This is a genomic window from Psychrobacter sp. KCTC 72983 (assembly GCF_014280455.1).
GTDB classification, from domain to species: domain Bacteria; phylum Pseudomonadota; class Gammaproteobacteria; order Pseudomonadales; family Moraxellaceae; genus Psychrobacter; species Psychrobacter pacificensis.
Map to the genome: position 1 here is coordinate 1801244 of NZ_CP060390.1, position 21630 is coordinate 1822873.

A 21630-nucleotide genomic window follows, 5' to 3' on the forward strand; every position below is an offset into this window, starting at 1 on the left:
CACCAATAAGTAAGGGATGGGAATAACTAGTGAGCGACATGGTAAAAAATACCTTATTGTGGCTGGTGGTAATCGGCGTTTTAGTGCTGGTGTTTAGCGGCTTTGATCAATCCTCTGAGCCAGATAACCTTAACTACTCTGAGTTTGTGACCGCTGTGTCAGAAAACCAAGTAGCCAGTGTCGAAATTGACGGCGAACAGATCACCGGCGAAAAGAAAAATGGCTCATCTTTTGAGACCATTAGACCGGCTGTGTCAGATGACCAGTTGATGCCAATGCTACGTGAGAACCAAGTCGAAGTCCAAGGGACCGCACCAAAGCGCCAAAGCGTATTGATGCAACTACTGATAGCCAGTTTCCCAATTTTACTGATTATTGGTCTGTTTTTATTCTTTATGCGTAATATGCAGGGCGGTGCAGGCGGTAAAGGCGGCGGCCCAATGAGTTTTGGTAAGTCAAAAGCCAAAATGCTGACGGAAGACCAAATCAAGGTGAACTTCGAAGATGTGGCTGGTTGTGAAGAAGCCAAAGAAGAAGTCGTTGAAGTGGTTGACTTTTTACGTGATCCGGATAAATTTACCAAACTTGGTGCAACGATTCCTCGTGGTATCTTAATGGTAGGTCCACCGGGTACGGGTAAGACATTGCTAGCAAGAGCCATTGCTGGTGAAGCTAAAGTACCGTTCTTCTCAATTTCAGGTTCTGACTTTGTTGAGATGTTCGTTGGTGTAGGTGCATCACGTGTACGCGACATGTTTGAGCAGGCGAAAAAGAGCGCCCCTTGTATTATCTTTATTGATGAGATTGATGCAGTCGGTCGTCATCGTGGCTCTGGCATGGGCGGCGGTAACGACGAGCGTGAGCAGACATTGAACCAATTATTGGTTGAGATGGATGGTTTTGAAGGCAATGAAGGTGTTATCGTTATTGCTGCAACCAACCGTGCTGACGTGCTTGATAAAGCATTATTGCGTCCAGGTCGTTTTGACCGTCAGGTTCAAGTGGGCTTGCCAGATATCAAAGGCCGTGAGCAAATCTTGAAAGTACACTTAAGAAAGTTGCCGAACACCATCAGTGTCGATGCAGGTTCTCTTGCTCGTGGTACGCCAGGGTTCAGTGGTGCACAGCTTGCTAACCTTGTAAACGAAGCAGCCTTGTTTGCCGCGCGTCGTAACAAGACCAGTGTCGACATGAATGATTTTGAAGATGCAAAAGATAAGTTATACATGGGTCCTGAGCGCAAATCTATGGTGATACGCGAAGAAGAGCGCCGTGCGACCGCGTATCACGAAGCGGGTCATGCGCTAGTAGCTGAACTACTGCCAGGTACAGATCCGGTGCATAAGGTCACTATCATGCCTCGTGGTTTTGCGCTTGGTGTTACTTGGCAGCTGCCTGAGCACGATCAAACCAGCATGTATAAATCTAAGATGTTAAGCGACATTGCGATTTTGTTCGGTGGTCGTATCGCTGAAGAAGTCTTTATTAATCAGATGTCAACAGGTGCTTCAAATGATTTTGAACGTGCAACCAAAATGGCACGCGCCATGGTAACCAAGTACGGTATGTCTGATGCACTAGGTATCATGGTGTATGAAGATGATGACAGCTCGCAAGGATACTTTGGCGGCGGTGGTCGTACGATTTCAGAAGCCACGCAGCAAAAGGTTGATGAAGAAGTGCGCCGTATGCTAGAAGAGCAGTACGATATCGCTCGCGAATTGATTGAAGCCAATCAAGATAAAATGCATGCAATGGTTGAAGCGCTCATGAATTGGGAGACCATCGACCGTGACCAACTGCAAGATATTCTAGCAGGTGAAGAACCGCGTCCACCAAGAGTCTATCAGCATAACGAAGTCAACTTGTCAAAAAATGACATTAAGACGACTACTTCTACACCGCCACCATTACCGGCGATGTAAGGCAGTTCTGATTGAAGTTTAATAAAAGGCCCTTTATCATAAAGGGCCTTTTTATTGTCATCATTCTTTTAAGAGCTTAGGACGTCATAAGATTTACTGGTATCATAAGCACAGATAACGAACTCTCGAGCTATTTTATACAATTTATTTATGATGGATCGGTCATGTCATTATTTCAGCCTTTACCCAACTACAAAATATCGAGCCGTAATAAAACCTTGAATTTGTCTGAGCCGCATATCATGGGTATCTTGAATGTAACGCCAGATTCATTCTCGGATGGTGGGCGGTTCAATGCGGTAGAGAATGCCGTTGCTCATTGTCAGCAGATGATGGATAACGGTGCTACTATTATTGATATTGGCGGTGAATCTACTCGCCCCAATGCAGATGCTGTATCGACTACTGAAGAGCTACAACGGGTTGTGCCAGTGGTACAAGCCATTCGTCAGTATTTTGGCAAAGATGTGTGGTTATCTATTGATACCAGCAACCCAGAGGTCATGCAGGCGGCGTTTGATGCTGGTGCTGATATTTGGAACGATGTCAGGGCGTTAAAACGTACTGGCGCTGCAGAACTGGCCGCTAGCCTTGATATTCCTGTCATGCTGATGCATATGCGCGGTGAGCCAACGACGATGAACAATCTGGCACAGTATGATAATGTGATTGATGAAGTGAGCACAGAACTGACCACACGTATCAAAGAGGTAACGCGCCTTGGGGTTAAGCAGGAAAATATTATTATTGATCCAGGTTTTGGTTTTGCCAAAAACTATGAGCATCATTGTGCTTTATTAAGTCAGTTAGACAGCTTACAGGCATTGGGTTTGCCAATGATGTTTGGTATTTCACGTAAGCGCTTTTTAGCAGAGGTATTGACCAATAGTGGTGTCAAAACAGTACAGACCACTCAAGCGATAGAACGAGACGCAGTAGGGACTGCTGCTGGGATATTTGCGCTACAACAAGGTGCCAGCATCATTCGCACGCATAATGTAGGCATGATGCAGCAAGCAGTGGCACTATGGAGTCAATTATCAGCGTACCATCATGAGCATTGTATTATTAATACAAATACTCGATAAAGCTACACCATGATAAATACAATATCTACGATCTAATTTTCCACTATGATTGAATACCACATCAAAAACTATTGAAATGAAAGAGAGTATCTTTATGACCAGTATCACTCAGCCAGAACCGACCAATGAGCAGCGCCGTATTATTTATCAAGCTCGTCGCGGCTTGAAAGAGTTAGATTTTTATATCGATCCTTATGTCAAAGAGCTGTATCTGACAGCAGATTCTGCTGAGCAAGAGACCTTTGCTCAGATGCTCACGCATGAAGACCCTGATTTATTGGATTACTTTACCAATCAAAATCGTCCAGCAGAAGATGACATATGGGCGCTAGTCAATAAGATAAAAACATGGCGTCATACCAAAGACTTGGTGTAGAGGCTATGCAATTGATTGGCATATATAGATGACATTAGTAACGTCTCTACGAATTGATACAGCTATCCAGCCTGCCAGTTACTTACGTTGGCTGCTGTATGTTAGCTTGGCCGCCATCATGATGGTGTTGACATGGCTGGCCCCTTTAGCATTTTGGCAGTACCTACTTATTTTTATAGTGTCAGCAGCGGTTGCAAGTTATCTATCCATATCTCGACCAACCATACTGCATCTTAGCCAGCCACCCCTTGATCAGCGTATGGATAAACAATGGCAATTGTTGATGCGAACAGGCCGCGGCGATGAGCTATGGCAAGCGCACTTAATTTCTGTCAACCGCTATCAATGGGCGATGGTTTTTGAGTTTAGTATCTTTGAGCCTTATCAGCGATCTTTATCAATGACTATATTTCGCGATCAAGTAAGCCCTGAGCAATGGCGAGAGCTCAGTATTTTAGCCAATATTAATAAGGATTAAACAGGGTAAAATATACTGATTGATCTTCACGTTTCTATTTAGTCTTACTCATCTGTTATAGGCTTACGATTACCTACATGTCATAACAAAATACCTATCTTGATCTCCAAAGAGTTTTGTTATATTAAAAGTCAATAACAAAGCACATAAACCGACTGTCTCATTTCTCAAATTTATACAAGCGAAAAGCAAGTATTTATAGGATTAAGCAGTAGGTTTTTATGATAAATAATATGACAAAAAGAGGAATAGAGTATGAGCTTATTAGGGAATTTGGTCAGCCAAGTTGCACGTAGCGCAATGAATCCAGACGATGCTCAGCGCAACCCAGTTAATCAACGTATCGACCCACGTCGTACTGGTGGCTTGGGCGATATACTAGGCAGCGTATTGGGCAGCGGTAGTCAAGCAGGTGGCTACAATCCGCAGCAATACGATCGTAAGCCAGATAATGGTTTTGGTTTAGATGATATCATTGGTGGTTTGGCTGGTGGCAGTCAGCGTGGTAGTGCAAGCTCAGGTGCTGGTGGACTGGGCGATATTTTAGGCAGTGTACTAGGGGGTCAGCGTAGCAATAGTGGTTTTGGCGGTAAGGGGATGCTTATCGCTGTCCTTATGCCAATGGTGCTGAGCTGGATCAAGCGTAATGGCGGTATAGGCGGTGCACTATCGAAAATTACTGGTATGGGTCATGCTGAACAAGTACGTTCTTGGATGAGCACGAATGAGGCCAACGAGAACTTGGACCCAAATGAGATAAATCAGCTGTTTGATGAGCGTGAGATTCAGCAAGTAGCAGCGCGTACGGGTGCAAACGAAACAGAAGTACGTCAAGGTTTGGCTGAATTACTGCCTGAGGTAATGAACCAGCTCACGCCTAATGGCAATCTAGATAATGAAGTAGAAGCCAACGAAGAGATTGATCAAATTATCAATCAGTTATCTAATCGTCTCGGTACTTTGAAGTAACGGACTGAGTTAAAAAAGCTTAGAGTTATAAATTTAGAGTGCGTTTGACGACGTGCTCTTTTTTATGTCTATTATAGTAGTATTAAGGTTTTAAAATCGCTCGTCTAAGGTCTCCACTGTGTAGTTGAGCGCTGCAAAGCAGATATCTGTATTAAATCCTCGGTACTGCAAAAATCGCAGTTGTTTGGCTTTGTCTTTTTGCTCAGTAGGTAGGTCGTCACCGTATTTTTTGGTACGGGCTACCACAGCCAGTTTTAGCCAATCTACGCCATCGACCAAATTATCTGCACTATCATCGACAAATTCGCTAAATTCTTCAGAGTCGCTATTTGCCATATCAATCAATTCATCGATATTGCCTGGCATAGCGATTTTCTTACGATAGAACTCTTGCTTGATTCGCCCGCGCCCACGACCTTTACGAATATTCTCACGTATGAGCATTAGGGTAGTACGGTAATCGCTCTGATAGCCTTTTTCCTCGAACTCATCGAGTAGGGCATCTATTTTTTCTGGGTCTTGTTCTTTGTCGATCAGTTTTTGTTTGAGCTCAGCCTTGCCATATTCACGGCGTGACAAGTAATAGAAGGCAAGCCAACGTAGCCGGCTCTCAGCTTTGATAGCATCGATTTCTGCTTGTTTTTGCTCTGGGGTACGCAGGTAAGCTTTAAGCGCGGCTGGTATATTATCGTTTTGGTTTTCTACTGCCCTATCATCAAATGATGGACGTTCACTTCCGCATTCTGATTGCTCAAACGAGGGGGCATAGTTGTCGTTTTCAGCTATGTCATTCTCTGCATCACCACTATGTACGCTGTTCTTGACCTCGGCCAGCATCTCTTTGATGGTTTGTGCTTCAGGTGGCTGATAAGCAGGTGTATCGCTTGGCTCAGCGGTGAAGTTAGCAGCTGGATGAAAGCGTTTTTTACGTTTTTTGGATTTAGAGTCTTTTTTTATCTTAGCAGAAGATTCTTCAAAATATGATGTGTCAACAGTAGGCTCACTAGTGCTTGAATGATCTTGATCTGGGTCTTTAGAAAGCTTGCTAGATTTACCTGATTTGTTAGATGTGTTTTGATAGGAGTGTTTAGTAGGTTTTTTTTGTTTGGTCTCAACAGAACTAGCTGAGCCGGTTTCCGACTCAGCTAAGATTTCAGCCAATGTTTTAATTTTCATAATAAGTCATGATTATTTATAGCGGTCACTGATGATGGTTACTAGTGAACCATTATTGTACAGAGTCAGGTGCCAGTTCTACATCGTCAGTTTCAGGCGCTTTGCTATCTTTTTTCTTACCAAGCTTTTCGTCACGAATTTTATCTTCGATCTCTTTGGCAATAGCAGGGTTTTCTTTTAAGAACAGGACAGAATTGGCTTTACCTTGACCGATTTTTTCATCGCCATAGCTGTACCATGAACCTGCCTTACCAACCGCGCCAATCTCGACGCCTAAGTCAATAACTTCGGCCAAATGGTTGGTACCTTCGCCATAAGTAATCTCAAACTCAGCTTGGCGGAACGGCGGTGCCATTTTGTTTTTGATGACTTTGACACGGGTTTGGTTACCGATGATGTCATCACCATTTTTGACCGCACCAATGCGGCGAATGTCCATACGTACAGAGGCGTAGAATTTGAGGGCATTACCACCAGTTGTAGTCTCTGGGCTACCAAACATAACACCAATTTTCATACGGATTTGGTTAATAAACACAACCATACAATTAGAGCGTTTAGCATTACCAGTAATCTTACGTAGCGCTTGGCTCATCAGACGCGCTTGCAGACCCATGTGTGAGTCGCCCATCTCGCCTTCAATTTCTGCACGCGGAGTCAAGGCAGCAACCGAGTCAATAACGATCATATCAATCGCGCCTGAACGCACGAGCATGTCAGTAATTTCAAGCGCTTGCTCACCGTTATCAGGCTGTGACAGTAATAAGTCATCGGTATTGACGCCTAGCTTGCGTGCATACACAGGGTCAAGCGCATGCTCAGCATCGATAAATGCACAGGTGCCGCCTTGTTTTTGACACTCCGCGATTGCTTGCAAGGTCATTGTGGTTTTACCTGAGCTCTCAGGCCCGTAGATCTCGATGATACGACCCTTCGGCAATCCACCAATACCAAGTGCGATATCTAGACCAAGAGAACCTGTTGAGACCACATCGGCATCAAGAATGGCTGAATCATCACCAAGATGCATGATGGTATTTTTACCAAACTGCTTTTCAATTTGACCTAATGCCGCTTTGAGGGCTTTGGCTTTATTGTCGTCCATACTGGATTCCTTTTTTGATAATTGATTTGGTGCTATAGATAAAAGATTTATACGTCTAAGAGTGATAACTGGTGCATACTGAGCAGCGCTACTAAGGTAAATCATATAGCTATTAGCGCTCTGACAGCTGACTCAAATACACAGGTTGTCATATGACTGCTATCAGTAGTAATATCGAGATATCGCTCTACTATACAGTAAAATTAAATAACGAGAGAAGTAAAAATAAGTTCGTAATCAATCACAGTTACAATAGCTTTTGAGTCGGATATTAACGACTAATAGCTATCTGAATCTCTGTAGTGCTATTGATTCGATAGAGTAATTATAACAAAATCCAAGCGCTATATTGAGTCTTGGGCGACGCTAAACGACACTGAATGTCGTACGATATAAGAGTGAGGATTCACGAAGATAGCCACTCGTTTAAATGTGTTTTTGAACCTGATAACAGCTATGTTTGTCAATAGACTTATGAGTTGTCCACAGCAAATAATGTACTCATTTTTATTGGTTGTGAAACATTATAAACGGCTAAATTATTTTTAAAAACATTTGAAATAATTTTTTATGGCTTTATATTTAATGTAAGTTATTGTTTTTAAATTATTTTTAAATTGTACAAAAAATGAACGATTTTACCTTATCCTTTAAGTTTCCTAGGTATATAGTTGTCAAGTGGCGACTTATACACAGGGTTATCCACAGTTTATGGGGAGAACTCTCGAAGCCCTTATGGTATCTATGCTTGCGTGTATAGGTTATATATTGCAAGCTTCCAATATTGTGCGTTAAAGATGATTTTTCGTCGACAAGCTATGCTCTAAGCGCTATGTTTCACATAATTACAATTTGTGATTCTTCCACGTATTACCATACTATAGGGCTTTGAAGTCAAGAGTATGACGAGATAAAAGCAACAAACGACCCGCCAAGCATATTTATTGCTGTGATAGCAAGCTTATAAACGGGCATAAAAAAGCGGCTAAATAGAATAGCCGCTTTGTCAAAATTATCGATAGCAAGATTGTGTTTGCTAGTCTTTGATATAGATCAAATCCCAGACCCCGTGACCACGCTCAAGACCGCGACGCTCAAACTTGGTCATTGGACGAAAGTTAGGACGGTCGGTGAAGTTGCCCGCGCCTGCTTTGTTGGTCAATCCAGCAAACCCATCCAATACCTCAACCATCCAAAATGCATAATGCTCCCAGTCAGTGGCTGTATGAAACCAGCCGCCTTGTTTTAGACTGCGCGTAACGATAGCCATACGCTCAGGACTGACGAAACGGCGTTTGTAATGACGTTTCTTTTGCCATGGATCAGGGAAGTAAAGCTGGATACGGTCAATATGATTTTCTGGTAATTGCTTCAGCAATTGAATAGCATCGCCATTGATGATTTTGACATTGCTCAAGTTCTGCGTTCCTGCCATATAAGCGCATTTACCAATACCTGGCTCATGCACTTCGACACCGACAAAATTACGCGCGGGCTCTGCGGCTGCCATCTCGATAAATGAATCACCCAAACCAAAACCAATCTCCAAGGTCAGCGGTGCATCAGAACCATTCGGGCTATCAGCGAACAATGCTCGCAAGTCATCAATACCTGAAAGATCGCCATCGCCGAAACTGTTATTGACCAGATACTCAGAAAACTCTGCCGCGGTAAGTGCTAGCTCGGCGTTTTTGTTCATGTGCGTACGCCGCTTCATAAAAGTATTAACGATGCGGATATGTTTGTCAGAGCCAGGTTCTATCTCATGGCTAGCGTTTGTATCCGTATCGATAGGCGCACTAGTATTATTAGAGGTTTGCTCATCAGTAGTATCAAGGCTGTTGATGGTGGCATGGATATCAGGATTTTGACTCATAGGATTTGTAAGGCTTAATTAAGTGGGTGATGTTGACTCATTATAAGTCAAATCCATACAACTGTGAACGTGCAATCTTATTTTAGCGCGTTTGCTGCTCAGTTCTGTCGTTTCTCTATCCTAGATATGGGTTTTAGCGTTATCATAGTGTCATTGTTAAGGATGTTTTTTAGAATCAGTAGAGCGTATTGCCATGCTATTTATTGAGACGGATTCACCGCCACCGTTTTATCAAGAGTCATTAACACCTGCTAAACGCAAGCAACTGGATCAATGGTTTATTGGTGATCGTACCCAGCGCTATTATCTCAAGCGCTTTGAGCAGTTTGATCAGCAAGGCTATCTGTCGCCAAAATGGCATTGGGCTGCATTTTTTATGACGTTTCCTTGGCTGTTATACCGTAAACGCTATATGGATGCCATTGTGTATAGCGTGGCAGGATGGTCATTTATTCAGCTTAATGTCGCCATTGTGCTTGTTGCCTTTGAGTTTGTGGCGATGTCATATATACCTGAGGCTTATCAGATGGCCACGCGTATCGGGATTGCTGCGATTATTTGGTTGTTTTGGTCTGCTATGGTGGCACGTTGGACAGATGCATATTATTACCGGATGGCGCGACGTGAGATCGCGGATGCGATTAACGATTATCCGCGAGATGAGGCGGCACAACAAGCGCATTTAAAAAGAGAAGGCGGCGTCAGTTTATTTGGCTTAGCATTGGGGTTTGGTTTTTTCGCCTTTGCATTATTGGTCATTAAGGTGCAGTTTTTACCTATTATCGCCAAACCAAAAGAAAATGAGGTGCTATTTGATGCTTATGATATTGCCAAAAATGCCCAAAACCGCGTGGCGTTGATTTATCAGCAGACAGGGCGGTGTCCTGTAGATTTGCCACTCAGTACCGAGCAGCAGCAGGTACGTATGCATGTCGATAGTCAAGCGGCTGGTGTGCTAGAGACGGATTGCGCGGTGATTGCTACGATCCAGAACGTGACATTTCCAATCCGCTATCTGAACGAGCAGACATTGGTTTTTTATCATATACCAGACAGTGATAACTGGGATTGCACAAGCTCACTAAATAAAAAACAAGCCCCTAAAAACTGTCTATCTGACTAGGGGCTATACCTATCTAGTTTTTGCTAGTGTTTAGAGTCTGTTGCGGTATCGTGTGGTTCGTCAACTGGCGTCGCTTGGCTCTTCAAGGCTTCGTAGAAATCGGTCAAATCCATCTTGCGCGCTTTGCCGATATCTTCATCAAATAGGCTTTCAAGCTCTGCCATCGCTGATTGTGCAGACTCAATCATGCTGGCTTCATCATCGTAAATGGCTTGCTGACGCTCAATTAAGTCATCATCATAATCACGGAATGTTTTTACTGTCTCTCGAGCTTTTTCCGGAGAGATACCGAGTAGCTGTAGCGATTCACGTGACATGTCTAAAGATGACAAGTAAGTCTCACGCCAAATGTGACGCACACCAACTTCGCGTAAGCGGTAGTAATGCTGACGATCCCGCGCCCTGGCTAATACAATCAGCTCAGGATAGTTTTTACGTAAATACTGAGCGGTAGTGATGGAGCGCTCTAGGTCATCAATGGCCAAAATAAAGACACGCGCCTTTTGAATACCTGCAGCTCGTAGAATCTCAGGGTTTTTTGGGTCGCCATAATAGACTTGGTTACCAAATTTACGCACGAAATCTACTCGGTTGGCAGAACGTTCAATGGCGGTGAATTCAATGTTATGCATACGAAGCACACGACCGATGATCTGACCGACTCGACCAAACCCTGCGATGATCACTTGATGCTCATGATCAGGAATGGTGTCGTATTCTCGACTTGGTTTGCGTTTGGCAAATAGCGGCTCGCCTATTTTTTCTAACAACAAAAAGGCTAATGGTGTCAGTGCCATTGAGATCGTAACGACAAGGTTTAGCGTATTGGCAAGCTCAGGACGTAAGACACTTTGGGCGGTGGCGACACTGAACAGAACAAAGGCAAATTCACCGCCTTGTGCCAAGGTCACACCCAATCTGATACTGGTTGGCCAGCGGTTGCCAGATACTTTGGCAATGGCTGCAATCACTGCAAATTTGATGAACATTAAGGCGAGGGCACAGCCAATGATAAATATCGGCTTGGCCAAAATGAGTTTGACGTCAGTGAGCATACCGACCGACATGAAAAATAGACCCAATAGCAATCCTTTAAACGGTTCGATACTGGCCTCTAACTCGTGTCGATACTCAGAGTCAGCTAACAACACGCCTGTCAAAAATGCACCTAGTGCCATTGATAGACCAATTTGACCCATCAAAATAGACACGCCCATAACAATAAATAACGCGACCGCCGTTAGTAGTTCTGAAGCACCGCTTGAGGCCACAAACTTAAAGAATGGTCGAACCACATAACGACTGGCAAAAATGAGACCAGCAAAGACTGCGAATACTTTCCCAAAGTACAGTAAATCGTAGCTTTGCTCACGAACCCCCGATAGGAACGGAATGACTGCTAATAAAGGAATAACCGCGATATCTTGGAATAGTAAGATAGTAAAAGCTTCGCGGCCATGTGTGCTCGAAAGTTGCTGTTTTTCGGTCAATATTTGTAGTACAAAAGCGGTCGAGGAGAGTGCTAAACCAAAGCCAACGATAAAAGCAGTATCTAGCTGTAAGGCGAAAAAATGGTGCAATAGCCCCATCAATAGTGTACCAGTCAGCCCAACCTGTAGACCGCCAAGAACGAATATAGAGCGGCGCAGCGCCCAAAGCCGCGATGGCTGCAGCTCAAGCCCGATGATAAATAGCAGCATGACCACGCCAAACTCTGAAAAGTGCAGTAGACTTTCAGCATCACCCGCCACATCCAAACCGCTTGGACCCAATATAAGCCCTGTGATGAGGTAGCCTAGGACCGTTGCAATACCGAAGCGTTTACCAAGGGGAACAAAGAGCAGCGCTGCTCCCAAAAAGATAGTGGCTTGTAACATTAAATTTGGTGAGCCGGCGGCGGCAGCGAACATCTGGAATCCTCAGAAATTAGGACAAAATAAGCAATTTAAAACGGGTATAACTAAAATTAGTATCGCGAAAAAATATAGCATCAACATACATTATTTTTTGCGATAAATCTTCCAAACACCATTATCTGCAAGCGGATTGTTATAAGCGTCGTTGCGGCGCTTGCGCGGTGTTTGCCTGCTGTCGACAATCTTAAAATCAGGCAAAGCATGGACAATAAGACCAGTACGATAAAAACGTACCCGTTCAGGCTCTAGCATCTCACCCTTGCTATCGCGGCAAAAAACATAAGCGCGCAGATCAATAAACTCACGATGAGCGACCAAACGCGCGTCGTCGTCATTATCCAGTACCGCTGTCATGCGAGCAACTTCATCATCAGTATAGTCACCACATTTATCAGTCAGTGCCCCAACTGAGCCAAAGCTTTTAGATTCCTTGGCTCGCGTTTTGGTTAAATGTAGGCGCTGAACATGATAGATAAACTGCGGTATCTCAAGACTGGCAGGCAGTGGCAGATAATCAGGTGGCATATTGGCCGCTGGATAAAAATCCTTGGCGCGCTCAAGTAGATTTTGCCAACGTTGCTGATAAGCCTGTACCTCTGCTAAGTTGCCTTCATAGATAGGCATATCGCGAATCTGGCGCAAAATATCAGGCGGAAATTGCTCATGACGAAAGTTTGCAATGTCCTCTTGCAGCGTCGATAGCAAAACTTTGGCGTGTTTTTTGCCGTCTTTTGACGTAGGATCATCGATATAGTCTGGGGCGACAAAGGGTGCTGAACGTCTAGACATAATGTTATATCATCAATAGATCGTGAAAAGGGGTAGTCAGTCTTAAGTATACAGAATTTATATCAAAAATATGGTCGAGAGATAGGGTTTTTCATCAGTTTTAACATGCTATTACAATCGTAGAAACAAGTTTTAGGCAAACTTAAGTGAAACCTTCTTCTTTTATTGGCTCATAGGTTTTCATTTTTAATACTATGTAAGACAACAATGATTTATAGCCAATCAGATTATTGAGAATGACCTTTATGAGCAACTACTCATCAGAGCTGACAGCTTGTCCTAAGTGGCGAGCCTCATTGAAAATTATTGGCAAAATAGCCTTTATCGTCATTTGTACCGGTGTCATACTCGCACTTGGGTTTTTGTTGCTGATGATGTCAAACATGGGCTCAGTCTATTTGCCAAATATCTGCAATGGCTGCCTCGATATATGGGTCAGAATGATGTTACTCGTGGTTGGTATCAGCCTTTGGGTGTTGGTGGCTGCTTGGATTATTTGGCACATATTGCTTTATTTATATCATTTGATAAAACATAACCAATAATTGGCCAAGTTTCTAACAATACTGGTATTTGCTCTTAATGATTATGACCAATATGACTGTTGCTAGCAGGTGCTTGTCCCGAAATATCGCAAACAAGAGCCTCACTATGTGAGCTGTTTTGTGGATGTGACAAACTTTCAACTTGAATAGTCGCATGATGAATGCCGAGCGCTGATAGGCTTTGTTCAAGATTGGCAATGAGGCTACTCGACTCATGAATACTCATGTCTCCATCGACTACGACATGGCAGGATAGGGCGTGTAGGCCACTGGTAATACTCCAAACGTGTAGGTCATGGACTTTTTGTACTTGAGGGTGTGCGAGTAATTTTTGCTCAACGTTGACTAGCGATATGTTGGCAGGGGTGCCTTCCATTAATATATGCACAGAATCACGTACGACACGGTATCCACTGACTAATATAAGAATGGCGACAATCACGGATGCCACGGCATCTGCCCATACCCAGCCAAACCCCATCATCAATAGGGCGGCGATGATCGCGGCGACAGAGCCCATCAAATCGCTAAGCACATGCAAGTACGCACTTTGCATATTGAGATTGACAGGTTCTTTATTATCGGGTGTTTTTGTTAATGCGGCATCGTTACTACCATGATTGTGCCCGTGAGACTCTCCACCTTGACTGCCTCGGTGCATGAGCCACGCCACCAAGATATTGACCAACATACCGACCGTCGCCACAATCAGCATACCTTGCGTCGCAATCTCAGGCGGGGAATTAAAGCGTTTGATCGCTTCATAAAAAATCATCAAGGCGATAAAAACGAGCGTAGCGCCATTCAGGGTCGCGACCAGTATCTCAAAACGCTTATAGCCAAATGTTTTTTGATGCGTGGCTGCTTTTTCGCCAATTTTGAATGCCGTTAGGGTGGCGCCAAGCGCGATGGCATCGCTTAACATATGCCCTGCATCGGATAGTAATGCCAAGCTACCAGTGAGCCAGCCGCCGATAGCTTCAATAAACATATAACCGGTGATAATAATAAAGCTAAAGAGTAAGGTGCGCTGGTAACCCTTGGTGTCTCGTGATGCTGTCTGCTGTTCTAAATGATTACCATGGTTGTGGCTGCCCTCATGATTATGAGTGTCGTTACGGTCATAATCGTTATTCGAGTGCTCATGGCTATCATTTTGATGACGATGATTGTGCTCTTCAGGGCTTGGATTATTCTGATTCATAACAACACTCAAGTCAGCTAGTATCTAGGTTAAGTAAACAGTATCGATTGCAAGTCGAGTAGATGTGAGATTCTCATCACATACCATTTGATGAAGGTTATAAATTTAACATAGCCAAGTATTAGAAGCTGTAACGACGAAGTAAAAATCATTAGGAGGCACAAATCACAAAAATTACAACACTATATAGAACACCGACGAATGATAAGTGTCGGTTTTACCAACCAACGGGGTCAATGTCTAAGGTAAGCTTGAGGTATTTGGCACTTGGTAAGGCAAGTACGGGCTGCCACCATTGATGCAAAACAAGGTGCAGTTGCTGCCGGTCTTTGGCTAAGAGCAGCAGCTGTGCATGATAGCGACTATTTTTTTTACTCATCGGAGCGTCAATAGGACCAAGAACGGCAAGGTTGTGCCTGCTTGGCAGATGAGCAATGGCATCTTTGAGCGCTTGAGTGGTGGCTGCCAGCGTCTTGCCCTCACAGCGTATCAGTGCGGCATAACTGTGAGGCGGTAAGCCCATCATTTTACGCTCTTGCAATAGCTCGCGGGCAAATGACAAGTAGCCATCTTTGACCAGTTTTAACAGTAACTCATTGTCAGGCTGTAGTGTTTGGATCAACACGCGACCAGCTTTGTCGCCTCGACCAGCACGGCCCGCTACCTGAATCATAAGCTGTGCCGTATGCTCTGGTGAGCGAAAGTCTGCCGATAAAAATCCGCGATCGGCATTGGGTAAGCAGACCAGCGTGACATTAGGAAAGTGATGACCTTTAGCCACCATTTGTGTGCCAACTAATATCGCAGGATTGCCCTGGTTAATTTGCTGATAAATGTTCTCCCAGCTGTCTTTTCGTCTGGTGGTATCACGATCGATTTGGATAATTGGATAAATCACTTTGCTGGTTTGGGGATTGGCAAAGATTGCATGCAGGTTTTCGCTGAGTCTGGTAGTACCCATGCCTTTGGCATCTAGGTTTTGACTGCCACAATCAGGGCATACTGTAGGAATATAAGCCTGCCAATCGCAATGGTGGCATTTTAAATAAGAGCTACCTGAATAGCCGCTGCGCTGCGCCAGACTGTTATAGTGAACGGTCAAATGAGCATCACAGCGGGGACAATCTGCCTGCCAACCGCAAGCCTCACACAATAAAACAGGCGCATAGCCACGACGATTCAAAAATACCAGGACTTGATCGCCGGCTTCTAAAGTTTGCTTAATTGCCCCAATCATTGAGTCTGTCAGCCCCGTGTCATAGCGAGCACCATCATGTTGCGCTTGCTGGTGAGTGCTTTGCAGGCGCGCATCAATTAGTTGCATGGTTGCAGGCTTGGCATTGCCGGGACGAGTCAACAGTTGACACTCTACCAGCTTGCCGTCTTCGACCAGTTTTAGATGCTCAAGAGAAGGCGTTGCCGTACCTAATATGACTGGAATGTTGTGCTGTAGGCCGCGATAGAGTGCGACATCAGCCGCATGATAACGTAGAGTATCCTGCTGTTTGTACGAGCCATCATGCGCCTCATCAACGACTATCAATCCCAATGCTGCAAATGGATAGAGCACTGCTGAGCGCGTACCGATGATAATTTGTGCATGACCGGTGCGGCAGTCTTGCCAGCCTTGCAAACGATGGGTATCAGTCAAGCCGGAATGTAGCAAAACAATATGAGCGGCAAATCGACTAGCAAAGCGTGCACGTGTCTGCGGTGTGAGACCAATTTCTGGCACCAAGATCAGCACTTGCTGGCCTGCTTCTAGTACCGCCTGCATCGCTTGTAAGTAGACTTCAGTTTTGCCGCTACCAGTAATACCATTTAATAAAAAGCCAGTATAGATTTCAGATTTATGCGCAGCAACGATGGCATCAACGGCAAGTTTCTGCTCATCATTGAGATCAAGTGGCATTTTTGCCAATTTCACGGGAGAAGGGGATTGCTTAGTTTGGATATAGCGCTCGATTAGACCTTTGTCTTCGAGCGTTTTTAAAAATGCTCGCTGCATACCTTCTAATAGCAAAACATCTTCACTAGCACCGCGCTCACCATGTAGCTTTAGCATGTCAAACTGCTGCTTTTGCTTTTTTGCATTGGCACGAAAATCATCATCAGTGATATGCGGCAATATTCGCCAATGAGTAATTAGCAGATCTATTGGCTTACCTTGGCGGACAAGGCTTGGCAGGATGACGGCTAAGACATCACCGAGTGGATAATGATAGTAACGCGCCAGCCAATAAGCCAGCTTGAGCATGCTGGGATCCAAAATAGGGTCAGCGTCCAAACATTTATTAATCGGTTTGATTTTATTGACGGGTACACTGCTTTCATCTTCAGAAACATGAGCAATCACGATACCAATTAAGGTTTGGCGACCAAAGGAAACCTCAACACGACTTCCAATTGACGGCATCAGACGGTCTGGCGAAGCAAGCATATCCGCCGGTAAGCTATAGTCAAACACCCGATAAAGGGGTACGGGCAGCGCAACTTGTACCAACATAAACGGCTTCGCAGTCTTATCAGATTAATATTGATGTGAAATGAAGAAAAAGAGGCAGAGACCAATAAGCTTAGCATGATGCTAAGCTTATGATAGATTGACTGTTATAGGAGTATCTAAAAAAATTACTATCAGTTTAGTCAATATATAAGATAGATTCAATTTCGACCACGCCACCTTTAGGTAGGGCTGCGACTTGTACGGCAGCACGAGCAGGATATGGCTCGCTTAGGTTCGCCACAAATACTTCGTTTAAAACCGCAAAGTCACTTAAATCAGTCAAAGATACATTAAATTTAACCACGTCGTTGATACTACCACCAGCCGCTTCACAGATCGCTTTAATGTTTTCGAACACTTGCTCAGCCTGTGCTTTAAAACCTTCTCTTAATTCCATGGTTTCAGGGTCAAAACCAAGCTGACCTGAAATATAAACGGTGTTGCCAACTTTTACGGCTTGTGAGTAAGTGCCTACAGCTGCGGGAGCTTTATCTGTTTGGATCGTTTGACGAGTCATATTATGTCCTTTTCGTATTTTATGCGTTGGTCTGCTGCTCACTGACAAGCAACAGTGCCTATTATTGTTTTAGAGGTTGTCAAAACCTCAGCGCGATGCGTTCAAATCTGACTAGACAAAGAGTTTGCTAGACAGGCAGGGTTATTATAATTGATATAGCCGTATGATGTTAGGGAAGCCGAGTAATGAACGCAGCTCACGAATGCCTTGAGCTAAGTGATTGCGACTGCGTACGATAATATGGATGATAGTATCACTATTACGCACGTCAACGGTCTCAACCCCCATATGCAGCTGGCGCAGATGATAAATCACTTTACTGATTTGCTCATCGCTAAGCGCAATAGACAGCTTTAAGTAAGCAGGAAAACGTATTTTGCCGCTATTTTTTATATCATGCTCGTCTGTTTCACCTTGTTTTACAGCGTTATCACTACGCCAACGCAGTTGAATCACCTGATAGGGATTGTCTTTACGAATGTCGTCAAGCGAAAAGCATTTGTGTCGATGAACGACCAAGCCGTGCCGAGATAAGTGCCCAACGATAGGGTCACCATAGATTGGATGACAGCAGTTAGCAAAATCGAGCTCAACCCCAGAGGCATTGGCGATCAGCTGCTGTGGCTGTGTCATGTCTTCGTTGTGCGCTTTGGCTTGTACGTCACTGACTTCATCGTTAAACAAACGAGTGACTACAAGCTGTGGCAGTAGTGTACCGGAGCTTATTTGTTCGAATAGGGCGTTTTTTTCAGTCACACCGCGCCATTCAGTCAGATCTTTCCAATCATCCTCTGTTAGGTCATCGAGCGTTTTTTGATAGGTTTTAAGGGCACGATCTAACGCTTGACGACCATGATGCTGCTTGTCAGCGGTAGATAAGTCTTTGAACCAACGTAATATCTCTTCACGCGCTTTGTTGGTCACTACAAATCCTAACCATTCTGCTTTTGGCTCTGAGTGACTGTTTATCTCAATTTCAACGGACTGTCCGTTTTTTACCACGGTACCGAGTTTTGCTGCTTTATCATCGATATTGGCACCGACAGCGACGTTACCAACCATAGGCCCGACTGCGTAAGCAAAGTCTAATGCCGTTGCCCCTTGTGGTAGCTCATAGGCACGGCCTTGCGGGCTATAACAAATAATCTTACTCGAATGCAAATAATCCATCAGCTCATTAATAGTCGAGACCGCTGCCGAAAAGTTAGGACTATTCTCATTTAAGTTGTCTTCATCGACCAAGTCTTTCATGTTACGCAGTGACGCTTGGATAACTGATTGACTCACGTCAGAAGCATGCTCTGCACCGATAACACCGAGCCTTGCAGCACTTTGCATTTGCTTGGTCAAAATAGTCACTTTTACGACATCGTTGTCGCGCTCATAAATGAGCGTGAGTGATTGGTTGCCACCTGGTAACGGCCTGCGAATATTATCCGCAATGTGCGTATCATCAATTTGATACTTTTTAATAAGATAATACGCCAACTTGTCACAAGCTTCGATATTATCGAGGACAATCTCAAATGCGTAGTGACGTAGCAGCGTGTTGATTTCTCCGCGATTGCGGAAAAACTGACGGTAAATGACCACGCGGTTGTCTAATACTTTGACCAGTCCGTTGAGCCCCAAATTATTAAGCACGATACTCAGATAACGATGAATGGCTTCTCTTTGGAAATTACGCCCAAGTCCATGCTGTAGCAGCTTGTCAGATATCTTGTTGTACATATCAGAATCAAGGTTACGATAACACAGCACCTCAATATAATCGGCGATATCATTAAGACCCATCAAGCGTGCAAATGGCACATAAAAATCTAACGTTTCTTGTGCTGTCGTACGTTGTTTTTCAGGGCGCACGGCATCAAGCGTGGACATATTATGCAGACGGTCAGCAAGCTTAATAATCAGTACCCGCGGATCTGCGAGTGTGGCTGTCAAAATTTTGTGAAAGGTCGCTGCTTTGTTTTGCTGTTTATTGTGAGAGGAGGATTTTAGTTTTGTCACACCATCGACCAGCCTAGCCACTATCTTGCCGTAACGCTGCTCGAGCTGCTCATCACTCACGTCGGTGTCTTCGACCGTATCATGCAAAATCGCTGCAATAATTGTATCTCGATCTAAGCGAAAGCCCGCCAGTATCTCAGCCACTGCGATAGGGTGAGTGATATAAGGTTCCCCTGATTTACGCTTGTCTTTAATGTGCGCAATATCACCGAACTCACAGGCATCAATAATGTCACGGCGCTCAGCAGCAGTGAGATAACCGACTGAACGCAGCAAGTTATATTGAGCGTCATCGACGAGATGATGACTGAGTTTGGGTAGGGTTTGACTCATAAATGACGATCCTATTTTCCATGACTGACTTGATTATGGATTGAAGTAAGCAGTAAATGGTGACTGAATATTGACCAACCATACGAAACTTAAGTAGGGATAGGCCATTCTCTAATTAATCGCAAATCGCATTCAATGTCAACTGATAAGCGAGTAGGCGATGAAAAAATTTGACTCAGTGGGCTATCTTGATAGATAAATGGCTATCAAAACAGCAAATACAATACAGTTACAACCAAAAAACCACAGCCTATGCTGTGGTTTTTGTTATCAATAAAGTTATGTTTATCTTATAAAGCCATTATCAGCTTCAAAGACTTGGCAAAACAAACCTTATCAAAAATAGCTTTTTAGAAGCTATGATCGCCTGACAATGCTAAATCTAATGAGCTTGTTGCAAAGTTATGCTCTGGTTGATTTAGAATGTCGCGGGTGATTTTTCCAGCGGCAATTTCACGTAACGCCAATACTGTAGGCTTGTCATTATCGACATCAACCATTGGCTCGGCAATACCTTTAGCCAATTGACGGGCGCGTTTGCTCGCGGCCAAAATTAGCTCAAAGCGATTATCAACATTATCCAAACAATCTTCAATCGTTACTCGTGCCATAAATAGCTACCTCGGTTGTTTTTATTAGCCACGGACCTTGCCCGCCACTCAATAAAAATAATATCAAATACATAAAAGGGGATAGCTAAATATTATAGCATTTTTTGCCAAGTCGCGTAGTTGCTTTTTATATCTACTTGTTAGATAAGCACCTGACGAGCATTGTAGCCTAGTTTACTCTTCTACTTGCTTATTTAGCAAGTTGCTAATCGTGCGATGATAACGCTGCTGCTGACGGCTAAGGGTTTGTCTATCCGCCACGATAATCGCTTTTAGCTCAGCTAAGGCTACATCAAAATTATCATTGATCACGACATAGTCAGCATTTACGTATTGTGCCATTTCGGTGACCGCGCCAGCTAGACGGCGCTCTATCACTTCTACAGAATCCTGCGCACGGGTTGAGAGACGTTGGCGCAATGTAGCAATGCTGGGTGGTAGAATAAAAATCATAATGGCATCGGCAAAGATTTCTCTGATTTGCGTCGCCCCTTGCCAGTCAATCTCCAAGATAACGTCAATCCCCGCTGCTAGTTGGGTGCGTACGCTTTTCTCTGACGTGCCATAATAGTTACCAAATACTTCTGCATGCTCTAAAAATAGACCCGCATTGATACCATTGGTAAAACTATCAGTATCTGTGAAATGATAGTGCTGACCATCAATCTCGCCTGGGCGCGGGGTGCGAGTCGTATGTGAGATACTGACCGTTAAGTCGTTGGTCGTAGCAAGTAACTGCTTAACCAGTGAGGTCTTGCCAGTACCTGAGGCGGCAGTAACAATAAATAATGAACCTGTCATACAATTTATCCTAATGGAATATGTGCTAGTAAAATGCGTCTTAGTAACAGACTAAAAGACGATTCAGTCAGTGGTGGAGACTGGAAAAAAGAAAAAACGCCATCATGTATGGCGATAGAAATCATCGTAGTTGCGTCATTATAAACTGCTTTTATGTGAGATAAAGTGGGTTTTGCAATATGTAGCTAGCATGTTGATGTTTGCACCTGACATATTGCAATGAGTGCGCTGCTATTTTTGAGGGCAATAAAATCAAATTATGCTAAAGTAGAGCATTGGTTT

General features: G+C 44.0%; 18 protein-coding genes. 7 read left to right on the plus strand and 11 right to left on the minus strand.

All coding sequences use genetic code 11. The features are described from left to right. Nucleotides 1-29 precede the first annotated feature (29 nt). The 5 genes from ftsH (at nt 30) to PSBA01_RS07735 (ending at nt 4836) form a co-directional block, all read left to right on the plus strand. Nucleotides 30-1925, plus strand: a complete 1896-nt coding sequence (ftsH, locus tag PSBA01_RS07715; RefSeq protein WP_058024584.1) for an ATP-dependent zinc metalloprotease FtsH — start codon at nt 30-32, stop codon at nt 1923-1925. 164 nt (nt 1926-2089) lie between these two features. Next, entirely contained in the window at nt 2090-3013 is a 924-nt protein-coding gene (gene folP, locus PSBA01_RS07720; protein WP_186473722.1) for a dihydropteroate synthase, read from the plus strand. 94 nt (nt 3014-3107) lie between these two features. After that, nucleotides 3108-3389 (plus strand): succinate dehydrogenase assembly factor 2, encoded by a 282-nt coding sequence (locus PSBA01_RS07725; RefSeq protein ID WP_058024586.1) that lies wholly within the window; start codon nt 3108-3110, stop codon nt 3387-3389. Nucleotides 3390-3417: 28 nt separating this feature from the next. Further along, nucleotides 3418-3867 (plus strand): hypothetical protein, encoded by a 450-nt coding sequence (locus PSBA01_RS07730; RefSeq protein WP_186473725.1) that lies wholly within the window; start codon nt 3418-3420, stop codon nt 3865-3867. 255 nt (nt 3868-4122) lie between these two features. Then, nucleotides 4123-4836: a YidB family protein gene (locus tag PSBA01_RS07735; RefSeq protein ID WP_186473727.1), complete on the plus strand. Its 714-nt coding sequence runs from the start codon at nt 4123-4125 to the stop codon at nt 4834-4836. Nucleotides 4837-4926: 90 nt separating this feature from the next. Here the strand turns inward: PSBA01_RS07735 and PSBA01_RS07740 are convergent, their stop codons facing one another. The 3 genes from PSBA01_RS07740 to trmB all read right to left on the minus strand — a co-directional run bounded on the left by PSBA01_RS07740 (nt 4927) and on the right by trmB (nt 8993). Further along, a complete protein-coding gene (locus tag PSBA01_RS07740; protein ID WP_186473729.1) occupies nt 4927-6012 on the minus strand; it encodes a regulatory protein RecX in 1086 nt (361 codons plus the stop codon). Between the two features lie 52 nt (nt 6013-6064). Further along, on the minus strand, nt 6065-7117 hold the full coding sequence (gene recA / locus PSBA01_RS07745; RefSeq protein WP_186473731.1) for a recombinase RecA: 1053 nt from the start codon (nt 7115-7117) through the stop codon (nt 6065-6067). A 1036-nt stretch (nt 7118-8153) separates the two neighbouring features. Next, nucleotides 8154-8993, minus strand: coding sequence for a tRNA (guanosine(46)-N7)-methyltransferase TrmB (trmB, locus tag PSBA01_RS07750; RefSeq protein ID WP_186473733.1), 840 nt, complete (start codon nt 8991-8993; stop codon nt 8154-8156). A gap of 193 nt (nt 8994-9186) precedes the next feature. Here trmB and PSBA01_RS07755 point away from each other — a divergent pair, with 193 nt between their 5' ends. Then, nucleotides 9187-10116, plus strand: coding sequence for a DUF2628 domain-containing protein (locus PSBA01_RS07755; protein ID WP_186473735.1), 930 nt, complete (start codon nt 9187-9189; stop codon nt 10114-10116). Nucleotides 10117-10139: 23 nt separating this feature from the next. On the opposite strand, the gene PSBA01_RS07760 is transcribed toward PSBA01_RS07755, so the two are convergent. Then, nucleotides 10140-12026 (minus strand): monovalent cation:proton antiporter-2 (CPA2) family protein, encoded by a 1887-nt coding sequence (locus PSBA01_RS07760; RefSeq protein ID WP_186473737.1) that lies wholly within the window; start codon nt 12024-12026, stop codon nt 10140-10142. Nucleotides 12027-12116: 90 nt separating this feature from the next. Beyond that, a complete protein-coding gene (locus PSBA01_RS07765; RefSeq protein WP_058024595.1) occupies nt 12117-12821 on the minus strand; it encodes a hypothetical protein in 705 nt (234 codons plus the stop codon). 245 nt (nt 12822-13066) lie between these two features. Between PSBA01_RS07765 and PSBA01_RS07770 the strand changes: the two genes are divergently transcribed. Continuing rightward, nucleotides 13067-13366 (plus strand): hypothetical protein, encoded by a 300-nt coding sequence (locus PSBA01_RS07770; protein WP_058024596.1) that lies wholly within the window; start codon nt 13067-13069, stop codon nt 13364-13366. Nucleotides 13367-13400: 34 nt separating this feature from the next. Here PSBA01_RS07770 and PSBA01_RS07775 read toward each other — a convergent pair whose 3' ends face one another. The 6 genes from PSBA01_RS07775 to gmk all read right to left on the minus strand — a co-directional run bounded on the left by PSBA01_RS07775 (nt 13401) and on the right by gmk (nt 21348). Next, the gene (locus tag PSBA01_RS07775) at nt 13401-14570 is read right to left on the minus strand and encodes a cation diffusion facilitator family transporter (protein ID WP_058024597.1); all 1170 of its coding nucleotides are present in this window, start codon (nt 14568-14570) and stop codon (nt 13401-13403) included. Nucleotides 14571-14787: 217 nt separating this feature from the next. Next, complete coding sequence (locus tag PSBA01_RS07780; protein WP_186473739.1) at nt 14788-17076, minus strand: primosomal protein N'; 2289 nt, start codon at nt 17074-17076, stop codon at nt 14788-14790. A 136-nt stretch (nt 17077-17212) separates the two neighbouring features. Then, nucleotides 17213-17593 (minus strand): RidA family protein, encoded by a 381-nt coding sequence (locus PSBA01_RS07785; RefSeq protein ID WP_058024599.1) that lies wholly within the window; start codon nt 17591-17593, stop codon nt 17213-17215. Between the two features lie 144 nt (nt 17594-17737). Further along, nucleotides 17738-19936, minus strand: a complete 2199-nt coding sequence (locus PSBA01_RS07790) for a RelA/SpoT family protein (protein WP_186473741.1) — start codon at nt 19934-19936, stop codon at nt 17738-17740. 350 nt (nt 19937-20286) lie between these two features. Further along, nucleotides 20287-20547, minus strand: coding sequence for a DNA-directed RNA polymerase subunit omega (gene rpoZ, locus PSBA01_RS07795; RefSeq protein WP_186473743.1), 261 nt, complete (start codon nt 20545-20547; stop codon nt 20287-20289). Between the two features lie 174 nt (nt 20548-20721). Continuing rightward, complete coding sequence (gene gmk, locus PSBA01_RS07800) at nt 20722-21348, minus strand: guanylate kinase (RefSeq protein WP_071003072.1); 627 nt, start codon at nt 21346-21348, stop codon at nt 20722-20724. Nucleotides 21349-21630: the final 282 nt, after the last annotated feature.